The following is a 13,360-nucleotide window of genomic DNA, read 5'->3' on the forward strand; positions in this document are numbered from 1 at the left end:
ATGAAATCGTTTCGTTTCAACAATCTTGCGGATGTTAAGGCGTTCCGTATCAGTGCGGACAGCAGCAACTATTTCGCCATCTTGTTCGACAAGCCGTTAGACGGCATTGAGAACATTTTCGTGGTGGAGATTTTCAACGTCGGCGGTGCTACGCCACCTAATGAACACGCCACCGCGCACGAGTTCTTTTATGTACTACACGGCGAAGGCGTGGCGCGCTGTAACGATGATGAAATTGAGATAAGGAAAGGCGATTCTCTCCTGCTGCATCCGGGCAACGATCACGCCATTCGTAATACCGGCAGCAGCAAACTCTATACGCTGACGGTGATGACGCCGAATGAAGGCTTCTCCGAACTGATTCGTAGCGGTGACCCTGTCACGCTCGATGCTGAAGATATCCGCGTGTTAACGGGAGCCTGATATGCCGGAGAACGTTTTAGGCAGCAGTCGACACAATCAATGGCGCGTTTCAGCGCAAGTGGTTGATACGCGGCGTCCAGCGCAGGTGTCGCGCAGCGTGCAGCTTACATCGCGTGAACGTTCAGTGATTTTTGATCTGCAGCGCACGGCGATCCTGGTGATTGATATGCAGAACGACTTTTGTCATGCCGAAGGCTGGCTCGGGCATATCGGCGTCGATGTCACGCCCGCGCGCGCGCCGATTGCACCGCTGCAAGCCTTGCTGCCAACGCTGCGCGCCGCTCAGGTACCGGTGATTTGGCTCAATTGGGGCAATCGCGCTGATAAACTCAATCTCAGCCCCGCGCTGCTGCACGTCTATAACCCGAACGGTGATGGCGTGGGATTAGGCGATCCGCTGCCGGTTTCCGGCGCGCCGGTGTTGCAGGCCGGCAGCTGGGCGGCGGAAGTAGTGGACGAACTGACGCCGGATGCCAATGACATTCGCGTCAACAAATACCGCATGTCCGGTTTTCAGGACAGCGAGCTCGACAGCATTCTGCGCAATCTCAACGTCACCACGCTGCTGTTTGCCGGTGTTAATGTCGATCAGTGCGTGCTTTGCACCTTACAGGATGCCAACTTTCGCGGTTACGACTGCCTGCTGCTGGAAGATTGCAGCGCCACCACCTCGCCGGCTTATTGCCGCGATGCCACGCTGTATAACGTGCAGCAATGCTTTGGTTTTGTGGTCAATGCCGCTGAATTACAGCAGCAACTGGAGAACGCCTCATGAGTTACCTGCTGGCTGACGGCTGGATGATCACCATGAATCCGCAACGCGAGATTCTGGAACAGGCCAGTTTGCTGATTGAAGATAAGACCATTCGCGCCATCGGCACGCGCGACGCTTTGCAGCAGCGCTATCCTGAAGCGGAAATTATCGACTGCCGCGAACGCATTATTATGCCGGGCATGGTGAACACGCATACGCATCTGTTTCAGACGCTGCTGAAAGGTCTCGGCGATGACATGGTGCTGAAAAAGTGGTTCACCTGCATGACCGGACCCAGCGCCGTAGCGTTGACCGAAGAAGATGTTTACGCTGCCGCGCTGCACGGCTGCATGGAATCACTGCGTTCGGGCGTCACGTCGCTGGTCGATTTTATGTACGCGCATCCGCGCCCAGGATTAACCGCCAAAGTGATCGAGGCCTTTGAAGTCAGCGGCATTCGCGGTCATGTGTGTCGCGGTTTTCTCACCAGCGGCGCTGAGCACGGCATTCCTGCTGAACTGATCGAAACGCCTGAACAGGCGCTGGCCGATGCGCGCGCGGTGATCAATCGTTATCATCAGGTCGATGGCCGGGTAAAAGTCGGTCTGGCACCGAGTATGATTTGGGCGCTGGATGAGAAAGTGCTGCGCGGCACGCGCCAGCTGGCGGATGAAACCGGCGTGCTGATCACTACGCATGTGGCGGAAACCGATTTTGAGATCGAGCAGGCGAAGCTGCGTTTTCAGGCCAGCGACACCGAATTTCTCAGCGATATCGGTTTCCTCGGCCCGGATGTGCTGGCGGTGCATTGCGTGCAGTGCAACTCGCGCGACATCCGCGCACTCAAACATCACGACACGCGTGTGTCGCACAATCCCTGCAGCAATCTCTACCTCGCTTCCGGCGTGCCGCCGATTCCGGATATGCTGGCTGCCGGCCTGACCGTTGGTTTAGGTTCAGACGGCCCGGCCAGTAGCAACAATCACAACCTTTTTCAGGCGATGAAAGTGGCGGCGCTGCTGCCAAAAGGCGTGCACCGCGATCCCACCATTATGACGGCGGAAAAAGTGCTGGAGATGGCCACCATCGACGGTGCGCGGGCTATTGGCCTCGAACATCTGGTGGGTTCGCTGGAAGTCGGCAAACGCGCCGATGTGGTGATCGTTGATACTTCGCATCCGGCGATGACGCCAATCCATCATCCGGTTTCATCGTTGGTCTACTCGGCGCTCGGCCACGAGGTCAGCGATGTGTTTGTTGATGGCGCTTATCTGCTGCGAGCCGGGGAGTTTACCCAGCTCAATCAAAAAGAGGTGATGGCGCGTTCGCAACGTGCAGCGCATTCACTGGCGGTGCGCACCGGCAATGATGACGCGCGCGGCTGGCGATCGGCGGCATTTTAAATTGGAGTGCTAATATTTTATCTTTTATGTTCATTAAATGATAATTTATTAGCACTTTTTCGTTTTTATTTTAATCATTAAAAATGGAATGCAGATCGACAAAGTGCTAATATTTTATCCATTAAACCCATTTAAAGATAAAATAGTGACACAATGGCACAGCGAACTTCTCTGCTTCTTCCTCAAACGAACGAAATGCTTGCCGCTTTTGGAGAGCGATTAAAACTCGCTCGTAAAAGAAGAAAACTTACGGCTAAACAGGTGGCGGAACGCGCGGGAATGACCCCGATGACGTTGCGTTCGCTTGAAGCGGGTAGCGCGGGTGTGACTATCGGAGCCTATCTGGCTGTGATGCAGGTGTTAGGACTCGAACAGGATCTCAATCTGCTGGCTGCTGAGGATACTTTGGGTCGCCAACTGCAAGATGCACGTCTTACCTCAACGACTAAATTATTTGCTGCTAAATCAGCGTATAAGGTTGATGAGGGTGAGAACAGCACGCAGGTAGCTGAGGCGAATGAGCGCGGAGTTGAGCAAAAAAACGCTCAGACAGTCACCTCTGCCGGCCTCGCCTCACTGCTAATTTCAGGGAAGAAAAAATAGGACCCGACAATGACCATGATTAGCGTCTACGCCGACTGGAACGGACTCAAGCAACCAAAACGTCTCGGTTATCTGCATATTCGCCGCAGCCGGGCGCGTGAATCTTTTGAATTTCAGTATGATCCGCAAGCGCTTAGCGATCCCGATTTGATGTTGATCCAGTTAGATCCCGGCATCCACTTATTCGAAGGGCCACAATATCCTGCCAACAATCGTGCTGGATTTGGTGTGTTTGGCGATTCCAGCCCCGACAGATGGGGACGCTTATTGATGGAGCGTCGTCTGGAACGCGATATCCGTGGCGGATTATTGCCTTCCGGCACGCGCATGTTTGAATCCGATTTTTTACTGGGGGTTCATGACCTGTATCGCGTGGGTGCTTTGCGTTACCGGCTGGAGGATCAGGGGGAATTTCTTGATAACAGATTGGAAATTGCGGCTCCCCCATTTACTGAAATCGCAGCACTTGAACGTGCAAGCCGCGCGCTGGAAAGCGATCCGGATAACCGTGCTGTTCAGGGACATGAATGCTCAGGATGTTGATCGCTCCAGGCGGTTCTCTGGGTGGCGCACGGCCCAAAGCCAGTGTGGTTGATGAGGAAGGTCAGCTATTTATCGCCAAGTTCCCCAGCATCCGCGATGAATATGATGTGGGTGGATGGGAAATGGTCGTCAATGCTCTCGCCACGGCTTGTGAACTTGACGTTGCCGCTGCGATGGCGAAAAAATTTGCCAGCGATTATCACTGTTTCATGGTGCGCCGTTTCGATCGCACGCCCGAAGGAAAGCGTCTGCACTTTGCCTCCGCGATGACCATGACTGGCCATATTGATGGCGAAGATGCGTCTACCGGAGTGAGTTATCTCGAACTGGCAGAAGTATTGATTCGTCATGGCTCCCAAACCAATGCTGATTTACGCGAGCTGTGGTCGCGGATAGTCTTTAATATGCTGGTTTCTAACAGCGATGATCATCTGCGTAATCATGGATTTATTCTGGTTCCAGACAAGGGCTGGCGGTTATCTGCCGCCTTCGATCTCAATCCAGTGCCCTATGCTGATGGCCTAAAATTAAATGTGACGGCAGCTGATAATGCGCTTGATCTCGATTTGGCGCGGGAAGTTGCGCCCTATTTCCGGCTGAAGGCACGTGAAGCCGAAACTATCATTGAAAAATTCAGCAGCATTGTTGCGCAATGGCGCATAGTCGCCAGACACTTGGGGTTATCACAACGTGAGCAGGAAAAAATGTCTGATGCGTTTCGACTTGCGGCGGCACATTCCGCTTAACTTACTTTTTGCTACAACATTCAAACTCATAGCCCTCTGCAAAATGCACTTTTCGCCCTAAGCTTAAAGCCATTCAGCCACTGAAGATGAGGTTTCAATGAGTTTACTGTTTAGTACGACGCAACTGGGTAAGTTAACGCTCGATAATCGCATCGTCATCGCGCCGATGTGCCAATACTCTGCGGAGGATGGCAAAGCCAGCGCCTGGCACCGCATTCATCTCGGGCAACTGGCGCTTTCCGGCGCCGGTTTGCTGATCATTGAGGCGACAGCAGTGGAAGCCGCCGGACGTATTTCTCCGGGCGATTTAGGCTTGTGGGATGATGCAACGGAAGCGGCTTTAGCCAGCGTTCTGCAAGATATCCGTCACTATTCTGACACTCCCATTGGTATTCAACTCGGTCACGCAGGACGCAAAGCGTCCTGCGCCGCGCCGTGGCTGGGCGGCAATCAGCTGTCGCTGGAGCAAGGTGGCTGGCAAACCGTTGCACCATCCGCGCAAGCCTTTAATCCTGAAGATCGCGCACCGGTTGCGCTAACTAAACAGGATCTTGAGCGCCTGAAACTGGCCTTCGTTGACAGCGCGCAGCGTGCGGCGAAACTCGGTATCCAGTTGATTGAACTGCATGCTGCGCACGGCTATTTGCTGCATCAGTTACTGTCGCCACTGAGTAACCAGCGTGAGGATGAGTACGGCGGCTCGCTGGAGAATCGTCTGCGTTTCCCTCTGGAAGTGTTCCATGCGGTGCGCAGCGCCGTGCCAGATTCAGTGGCGGTAGGTGTGCGCCTCTCGGCAACGGATTGGGTTGACGGTGGCTGGGATGTTGAGCAGTCGATTGTCTTCAGCCAGCAACTCGAAGCGGCGGGCAGCGATTACGTGCACGTCTCCAGCGGCGGCTTGTCACCGCAGCAGAAAATCACGGTTGGTCCCGGTTATCAATTGCCTTTTGCACGCGACATCCGCAAACAGGTAAAGATTCCGGTGATTGGCGTAGGCTTGATTACGGAACCAAAGCAGGCAGAACAAGCATTGCAGGTAGGTGACGCAGATTTGATCGCGCTGGCGCGCGCAGTACTTTACGACCCGCGCTGGCCGTGGCATGCCGCCGCTGAATTGGGTGCGCAGGCCAAAGCGCCACCGCAGTATCTGCGCTCCGAGCCGCACGGCCTGAAAGGCACGCTAATTTCGAATAAAAAGTGATTATTTGAGCCGGTGCGCATCAATGCGCACCGCTCCAACGTAGGGTCGTCATTATGGCGACCGATTCACACCTAACCTGCTACTTCCGACTTCATGGTCTGCAACATATGCTCAGCCAAACGCAAGCTCAACGCCGCGCCGGTCAAGGTTGGGTTCATGCATGACGCCGACGGCATCACACTGGTTCCGGCAATCCACATATTGGGATGATCGTGCGTGCGGCAATCGCGATCTACCACTGAATTGTGGGGATCATCGCCCATAATGGTGGTGCCCATGATGTGCTGGCGATCCTGAAACTTAGTATCGATCGATAATATTTCCGCATTCAGCAGCTCTGCAAACCTGTGAAAATCTTTGATGCCCGCTTCTTTCCCGGCATGCCAGTAATCCGTCACGCTGTAATAAATCTCCGGCAACGGAATACCAATCGCATCTTTTTTCGTCTTGCTCGGCGTAACGCGGTTTTCCGCCAGCGGCAAGGTTTCAAAATCAATAGCGAAGTTCAGCGAGCGCGCCGACTGGCGGCGGATTTCAGCATCCAGTTTGGAGCCCAGCACGCCTTTCTCAATCAGCGATGCAGCATAATCTGCAGTTGGCACCGTGTTACGCACTTTGATCTTGTAGCTGGGGAAATCCTTGCGGAAGGCGCCATCGCGGTTGTTCAGATACACCAGTAATTCAGTCGGCCCCTGACCTGGCCACACATCTTCCGACATCATCACGTTCATACTAATGCCGGTGTGGCCCATCAAATTGCGCCCCACCTGATCGGAAGAGTTTGCGATGCCGTTGGGATATTTCTCCGACGTCGACATCAACAGTAGCTTGGGCGATTCGATACCGTAGGCCGCCAGCACAAAGTAGTCGGCGGTTAAATGGTGCTCGGAACCATCCGGCTTTTTATACCAAATGCCGGTGATTTTGCCGTCATCCGCCGCTTCAATACGGTAGACCACCGCGTTATCCAGCAGCCTCGCTCCCAAACGTTCCGCTTCATCAATATGCATCGAGCCATCATATTTGGCGGCGATGGGGCAAACCGGATTGCAGTTATTGTTGCCGCCACACATCGGGCGCTTACCCCACGGCTTAGTCGCGCGACCGTTCGGTTCCAGTACCGGGTTATAACCGCCTTTACCCAACATCTCGGTTAGGCGATCAAACAGATAACTGGTTGGTAAACCCGGCATCGGGAATGGCGTAGATCGCGGTGGCCAGGCTTTGCCGCCCTGCCCACTTTCATCTTGTCCATCGACGCCTGAAACGCCCAGCTCATGCTCGGCTTTGCCATACCACGACTCCAGCTCGTCGTAACCAAAAGGCCAGTCGCGGCCACGACCGTAAAGGGTGTTAAGTTTGAAATCGTTGGGGATCATGCGCCACAGCGCGGAGCCAAAGTGCCAGGTTGTGCCACCGACAACGCGCAGGTATTTGGTGGGATATTTAACCGGCCCAACCTGCTGCAAATAGTCACCGTAGGTGGACGGAATATGCGGCGGATTGGGGTAAGGCGAACCCACGCCCTGTAATTTGATGTTGGTTAACGACATCTTGAATGGGGAATTACGGAAACGTTCGACGATTTCCTGACGAGAGACTCGCGGGCCCGCCTCGAGGATGATCACCGATTTACCCGCTTTCGCCATCTGGCAGGCGATCAACCCGCCCATCACGCCCGAGCCAATGATGATCACATCGGCATCGACTTTTTGTGCACTCATGCGCCTTCTCCTGTGGTTGCCACTTTGCCATCTTGCGTTACTGCCCAGTAGAACGGCCCGCCGCCATAGGTTGGGACCACCAGAATATCTTTGGTGGGCAGGTACATCATCGCATCGGCATACGCGATCAACTCCAGATCGCTGCCGTCGCCGACAACGCCGGTGTACCACGCAGAAATGATGCGTTTTGCCGTTTGCCAATCAGAATTATCGGCCCCAAATGCGGCAAGAAATTCGTCGACATGAGCAAAATTATGCTGCTGCAACAATGCCTGCAGGCTGCTAAGCCGGTGTGTGAAGTCGGCATTATGGCGATTTAAGGCATCGAAATAGCGCTGCCCCAAAATCGGGCCGACCGGGCGACTCACCAGGAACTGCGAAACGGTCAGAAAACCATTTTCAGCCAGCTGATCGGCAGCCAGAGCGCGCGCCGGGAACAGGGAATTACACATCGCGCCGAGTGACAAAATACACATGCCTTGCAGCAAACGACGTCGGGAAAGGTTATGCGCCATGCTTTTTCCCCTTACGCGAAATTGAAACCAGCAGCACCAGTAAAATAATGACAACTACAGCGCCACCGCCCCACACAGTAGGCTGCGCCAGGCGTGCAATCAGCGGGCGCTGGCCGCCTTCACGCACGGTTTTCACCTGTTCAGGCGTTACGTTCAGCTGAGAATTACCAAAGTTTTTCAGCACGTAGTTACTGACGTCGGCAATTTGCCGATCGCTCAGTCGATCGGTAAATAATCCATCCGGGCCGAAAGCGGGCATTACCACATCTTTGCCATCAATCTGGCGATGTACGCCGTAGACAATGGTGGCAATCAGGTTATCGGCCTGCGGTGCGCCAGTGGCGGTGTTATGAAACAGCGAAGGATAGAAGTGATTGCCCGCACCATCCGCCTGATGGCAGTTAGCGCAAGAGCTGGCGTAAACCTGCCAGCCCGCATCAGGATTTTTAACCGCGCGCAGCGCCGCTTCATCTGTTGCAGGTTTGCCAAGCGCGTCGCGTGGCGAATGGGTGGCCTGAGTCACTGCGGGGATCTGCCGCAGATAAGCCACTATCGCCTTGATATCGTCATCAGATAGATGCTGTAAGCTGTGCTCGACAGCTTCCGCCATCGGACCTGCTGCCTGCGCTTTGCCTGCAACATGGCCCGTTTTGAGATATTGCGCGATCTGCGCATTGCTCCAGTTGCCAATGCCGGCTTGTTGATCGGGAGTGATATTCGGCGCATACCAACTGCCCAGGCTGCCACCGCTGAGGGCCTGAGCATTGTTTTGCCCCATCAGCGCGTTACGTGGCGTATGGCAGGTATCGCAGTGCGCCAATGCATTGACCAGATAATCACCGCGATTAACCACATCAGATTTATCTTTTGCCGGAATAAACGGCTTATTATCGGCAAACAGCATATTCCAGAAGAACATACTTGAACGAATATTAAACGGGAAAGGCAAATCCGTTGCTGGCGGTACATTATCGTCTGCTTTTACACCGTGCATAAAATAAACATACAGCGCATGCATATCGGCATCAGAAATTTTCGCATATGAGGTGTAAGGCATCGCCGGATAAAGATGTTGCCCCTGTTTATTAATGCCACTTCGCACGGCTTTAACAAAATCTTGTTCGCTATAATCGCCAATGCCGGCGGTTTTTGATGGCGTGATATTACTGGCAACAATATTCCCCAACGGCGAGGAGATAATATAGCCACCCGACATTTCCTTGCCCTGATTCGGTGCGGTGTGGCAAGCTCCACAGTCCGCAGCAATAGCCAGATACTTGCCTTTCGCAATAAGAGCTGCAGACTCAGCTGCATCTTCAGCGTGAGCTGAAAATGTGGCAGACATCAGAATGCTCAACGCGAAAGGCAGACAACACTGTCTCACCTTTCTTGCTTTCATTGTAATTACTTCCGGTAAATAATTATTAGTATGGTAAAAACAATAATGCACTTCTGTGGCAACCCACAGAAGTGCACATTATCAGACAACGTCAATTCACAAAATACAAACAGTGCTATAACAATTCATAATCATTGAAGATAATATTCTCGCCACTTGCGGCCGTTATATCGACTTTACCTGGCTCGGTTAAAAAGGCATCGCCGGGATGTACCCAAACTTCTTTTACCCGATTGGTATGAGTTTGATCGGCAATCAGTACCCGCCCTTCGGTGAAGAACACGCGCACGCCAGGCCCGTGTTGCGTATATTCGCCGGTACTGGCGCCAGGCTTGAGCGTGACCTTCCAGCCTCTGACGGTTTTCTTATCCAGCACCTGACTAAATCCGGCATTGTCAGGCCGCGAAGCGTTACCAAAATGTTGCGGGCCTGGGATGTTAATTTCGAACGCCACCTGATGATTGACGTTATTTCCGGTATTGGTGACCTTATCCGTATCCGATTTCCCTTGATGCTCACCGAATTTAACATTGCCGCTTTTCATTTCGGTCATGTTTACCGGCTTGTCGGGATACTCTATTTTGACCGGGCTACCTTCAATGTGCGTATTAACATAATCCAGATGCTGCTCATGAAATAGCGTCGATTGTCCGGGTTGAATTAATACGCGCATTACCGTGACGTATTTATTTTCCAGAATGACGTGGTGCAGCGGTTCCAGATCGGTGGCAACCCCTTTTTCAGCCGCTTGTGTCGTTAATCCTGCGCTTAACAGCGTCGAGCACAATAATGTGCTGAATAATGTTTTGCGAATAGTCGACATAAACACTCCTTTTCTTACGATTGAATTAAGTAGAGCAGAAATTTACTCAACGATAGTGACCCAATTAGCGCCCTTGCCGGTAGGGACGCGCTCAATTAATGTCAGTTTGCCAGTGGTTTGATCTATGGAATAGAGCGAAATTTGTGTCGACTTCTGACCCGATTCAATTAAATAGCGCCCGGAATTATCAATAGCAAATCCACGCGGCTGAGTTTCTGTTGGCGTGCTATTAATCAACGTCAATCGACCATCGATCGGTGATACATGAAACGCAGTAATATGACTGCTGGTGCGTTCGGTGGAATAAAGGAAACGTCCATTCGGCGTGATATGAATATCGGCTTGCCATAAACGCGGTTTGGCGGATTTTGGCAAATCATCATCGCCAGTCAGTGGTCGCGCTTCGCCACGCTGCATGTTGGCGGCAATGGCTGGATCGAGTGACGGTGTCGCTTCATGTTCCGTCAGGGTGCCATCTTTATTCAGCGTCAGGCGCGAGATGTTGCCGGCCATTTCGGTCAGCAAATAGAGATTCTGCTCACCCTTCTGGTCCCGCTGCGGTGCAAAGGTGAAATGACGCGGTCCGGTTGCCGACTCGCGTTGGATATTCACAAACGCTGGCGTGTTCGTCGTAACGGTTCCGCTGTGGCTATCGAAACGGTATTGCAGCAGTTGATCGGCACCCAGCAGCGGTACATAGAGAAACTGGTTGCTGGGATCGGTCTGAATGGAATGTGCACGTTTTCCGGTATGCACCACCTGCACCGGCGCACTCTCAACTTTACCATCCGCGGCAATGCGATTGATGCTAAACAGATCGCCGCCGTAAGAAGATGAAAGCAGGAATTTCCCGCTCTTATCCAGCGCGACATACGCCATCGCCTCTGGCAGCGGCGTATCCGCAAAATGCTGCAGTGAGCCGTCAGGTTGAATATGCCAGGCCGAAACATGGTAAGGCTTACTGCGAACGGAGACATAAAGTGTCTTGTTATCCTGCGATACCACCATCGGCATACTTTTCAGGCCGCTGGGGTATTCACCAATCGGTTTCAGCTGGCGCTGCGCCTTTTGCAGTTCGTAGGCCGTCACCGTGCCGCTGTCGCCGTTGGATACGTAGACAAAGGATTTCTCCTGCGCCAATACCGTTGATGCAAAAAGCATCATGCCTGCGGCTATTACCGTCTTTTTCATCTTGGATCTCGTTTTTGTAGGGACAATGCGGGTATTACCAGCGCGTATTAAAGTGTTCGCACAGCTCCAATACGGCTTGTTCTGGCAGCGCGGCGGGCTTATCCACGCAGTTCAGCCAAAGGCGCGCGGTTTCTTCCAGCTCTTCAAGGGCAAAGCTTACCGCTGAAACGGATTTGCCCCACATCACCGGGCCAAGTCTCTCCAGCATCACGCCTCGCACGTCATTGGCCAGTTCAGCCACCTGCGCAGCCACATCGGCATGGCCTGGGCGGCGATAGTCGATTAACGGAATCCGACCGACTTTCATCACCTGATACGGCGTCAGCGGCGGTAAAATGCTGTCGCGCTGCCACACACCCGCTAACGTCAGTTGCACCAGATGCGTGGAATGGGTGTGCACCACGCCGTGCGCCTCCGGGTTGCGATCATAAATCTGGCGATGTAACAGCAAAGTCTTCGATGGCTTGTCGCCCGAAACCCATTCACCGGTGCGATTGACCTTGGCAATCCGGCCTGGCTCCAGATGTCCCAGACAAGCATCGGTTGGCGTAATCAGCCAGCCATCTTCCAGCCGAGCGCTGATGTTTCCCGCGGTGCCGGTGGTATAGCCGCGGTTAAACAGATCGGCTCCCACCTGGCAAATCTCTTCTCGTAAGGACTGTTCGTTTTGCATGTGGTTTCTCCTGTTATTGATTGGCGGTGGCAATGACGTTGGCATCAGATTTGGAGCTAATCGGTAATGGCTCCAGCTTGCCGAGCACAAACATAAAGGTCAGCGCACCCAGCACACAGATGCCGCCCGCGACCAGTAACGGCACCACAAATGAACCGTGACTAAGGCTCAGCATTAAGCCGGTGAATGAAGCCGTAACAATCCCGGCCAGGTTACCGGCAAAGTTCTGAATGCCGCCCAGCGTGGCCACATAATTACTGGCGGGCGCAACGTCGGCTGGCAGCGTCCAAATGTTGGCGGCGGTAAAAGCTAAACCGGCGTAAGTGATGGAAAACAGCGTCAGGATCACCGTAATGCTGTCGGTGAATGCGGCGAAAGCAATCACGCTGGAAAGCAACATGCCGCTGATAAGACAAGTTTTACGCGCCGCCGTCAGGCTAAATCCTTTGCGATACAGGGTATCCGACACAATCCCGCCAAGCAGACTTCCCGGAATCCCCATCAGCGCAGGGATCGCACCCAGCGTTCCCAATTCTTTCAGCGAGAAGCCATGTGCCACAGTCAGATAGGTTGGGAACCAGGTCACAAAGAAATAGGTAGCGAAGTTCATGCAGAAGAAACCAATCATCATTCCCCATACGTTGCGATGGCGGAACAGTGACCACAGTTCAACTTTGGCGTCGGCCTGCGTGGTGGGCAAAGCACGATCTTCCAGCAGATTTTGCCGCTCAGTTTCATCAAGGCCTTTCATCTCTTCAGGCTCACGATAGAAGACTAACCAGATCACCACCCAAATCAGTCCTAATGCGCCAGTCACGATGAAGGACGTTTCCCAATCCCACACGCTGATCAGCCAGGCAACCAGCGGCAGCGCCAGCGCACTGCCAGCACGCGGACCGGCATCAAAGATCCCGCTGGCCGTTGCACGCTGTTTTTTCGGGAACCAGCTGTAAACCACTTTGACACAGCCCGGATTTCCCCCTGCTTCGCCCAGGCCTAATGCTAAGCGCGCCGCAAAAAGAGAAGTGAATCCTTTACCAAACGAGGTAAACACCGTAAACAACGACCACCAGCCGACGGCGATGGCAAGTCCGGCACGCGCACCGAGACGATCGAGTAGACGTCCGGCCGGAATTTGCATCAGCGCATAGGTCCAGAAGAAGGCGCCCAGAATCAGTCCCATGCTGGTGTCATCGAGGCCTAAATCTGCTTTGATGTGCGGTGCGGCGATCGCGAGGTTGATACGATCGATGTAATTGATTGCGATGGCGAAAAAGCAGAACACGATCATCAGCCAGCGAATTCGTGGATATCTGCGCATGGTGAATTCCTTTATGATTTATATAGGGTTAACGAGGTTCT

Annotated in this window: 14 protein-coding genes; 7 read left to right on the forward strand and 7 right to left on the reverse strand. The window is 53.4% G+C overall.

Annotated features, from left to right (window positions below; genetic code table 11):
* From DEU53_RS09995 to DEU53_RS10020, 7 genes are all read left to right on the forward strand, one after another.
* Window positions 1–423, forward strand: coding sequence for a cupin domain-containing protein (locus DEU53_RS09995; protein ID WP_110866914.1), 423 nt, complete (start codon window positions 1–3; stop codon window positions 421–423).
* A gap of 1 nt (window position 424) precedes the next feature.
* Window positions 425–1,198, forward strand: coding sequence for a cysteine hydrolase family protein (locus tag DEU53_RS10000; RefSeq protein WP_110866915.1), 774 nt, complete (start codon window positions 425–427; stop codon window positions 1,196–1,198).
* Window positions 1,195–2,580, forward strand: coding sequence for an amidohydrolase family protein (locus DEU53_RS10005; protein ID WP_110866916.1), 1,386 nt, complete (start codon window positions 1,195–1,197; stop codon window positions 2,578–2,580). Before DEU53_RS10000 ends, DEU53_RS10005 begins: the two co-directional genes overlap by 4 nt.
* Window positions 2,581–2,733: 153 nt before the next feature.
* Entirely contained in the window at window positions 2,734–3,183 is a 450-nt protein-coding gene (locus DEU53_RS10010; protein WP_110866917.1) for a helix-turn-helix domain-containing protein, read from the forward strand.
* 9 nt (window positions 3,184–3,192) lie between these two features.
* Window positions 3,193–3,726: a toxin HipA gene (locus DEU53_RS23150; protein WP_233501710.1), complete on the forward strand. Its 534-nt coding sequence runs from the start codon at window positions 3,193–3,195 to the stop codon at window positions 3,724–3,726.
* Window positions 3,720–4,472 (forward strand): type II toxin-antitoxin system HipA family toxin, encoded by a 753-nt coding sequence (locus DEU53_RS23155; RefSeq protein ID WP_233501712.1) that lies wholly within the window; start codon window positions 3,720–3,722, stop codon window positions 4,470–4,472. The genes DEU53_RS23150 and DEU53_RS23155 overlap by 7 nt, the downstream gene beginning before the upstream one ends.
* 97 nt (window positions 4,473–4,569) lie before the next feature.
* Window positions 4,570–5,673 carry an NADH:flavin oxidoreductase/NADH oxidase gene (locus DEU53_RS10020; protein ID WP_110866918.1) on the forward strand — a complete coding sequence of 368 codons (1,104 nt, stop codon included), beginning with the start codon at window positions 4,570–4,572 and terminating at the stop codon, window positions 5,671–5,673.
* Window positions 5,674–5,744: 71 nt separating this feature from the next.
* Here the strand turns inward: DEU53_RS10020 and DEU53_RS10025 are convergent, their stop codons facing one another.
* The 7 genes from DEU53_RS10025 to DEU53_RS10055 form a co-directional block, all read right to left on the reverse strand.
* Window positions 5,745–7,397 carry a GMC family oxidoreductase gene (locus DEU53_RS10025; protein ID WP_101761474.1) on the reverse strand — a complete coding sequence of 551 codons (1,653 nt, stop codon included), beginning with the start codon at window positions 7,395–7,397 and terminating at the stop codon, window positions 5,745–5,747.
* Window positions 7,394–7,912, reverse strand: a complete 519-nt coding sequence (locus DEU53_RS10030) for a sugar dehydrogenase complex small subunit (protein WP_110866919.1) — start codon at window positions 7,910–7,912, stop codon at window positions 7,394–7,396. Before DEU53_RS10030 ends, DEU53_RS10025 begins: the two co-directional genes overlap by 4 nt.
* Window positions 7,902–9,311, reverse strand: a complete 1,410-nt coding sequence (locus tag DEU53_RS10035) for a cytochrome c (protein ID WP_101761472.1) — start codon at window positions 9,309–9,311, stop codon at window positions 7,902–7,904. Before DEU53_RS10035 ends, DEU53_RS10030 begins: the two co-directional genes overlap by 11 nt.
* Window positions 9,312–9,426: 115 nt before the next feature.
* Entirely contained in the window at window positions 9,427–10,134 is a 708-nt protein-coding gene (locus DEU53_RS10040; RefSeq protein WP_110866920.1) for a hypothetical protein, read from the reverse strand.
* 42 nt (window positions 10,135–10,176) lie between these two features.
* Window positions 10,177–11,325 carry a beta-propeller fold lactonase family protein gene (locus tag DEU53_RS10045; RefSeq protein ID WP_110866921.1) on the reverse strand — a complete coding sequence of 383 codons (1,149 nt, stop codon included), beginning with the start codon at window positions 11,323–11,325 and terminating at the stop codon, window positions 10,177–10,179.
* Between the two features lie 34 nt (window positions 11,326–11,359).
* A complete protein-coding gene (locus DEU53_RS10050) occupies window positions 11,360–11,998 on the reverse strand; it encodes an aldolase (RefSeq protein ID WP_110866922.1) in 639 nt (212 codons plus the stop codon).
* Window positions 11,999–12,011: 13 nt separating this feature from the next.
* Window positions 12,012–13,319 carry an MFS transporter gene (locus DEU53_RS10055; protein WP_110866923.1) on the reverse strand — a complete coding sequence of 436 codons (1,308 nt, stop codon included), beginning with the start codon at window positions 13,317–13,319 and terminating at the stop codon, window positions 12,012–12,014.
* Window positions 13,320–13,360: the final 41 nt, after the last annotated feature.

This window comes from Pantoea sp. AG1095 (assembly GCF_003208415.1).
Taxonomy (GTDB): Bacteria; Pseudomonadota; Gammaproteobacteria; order Enterobacterales; family Enterobacteriaceae; genus Pantoea; species Pantoea leporis.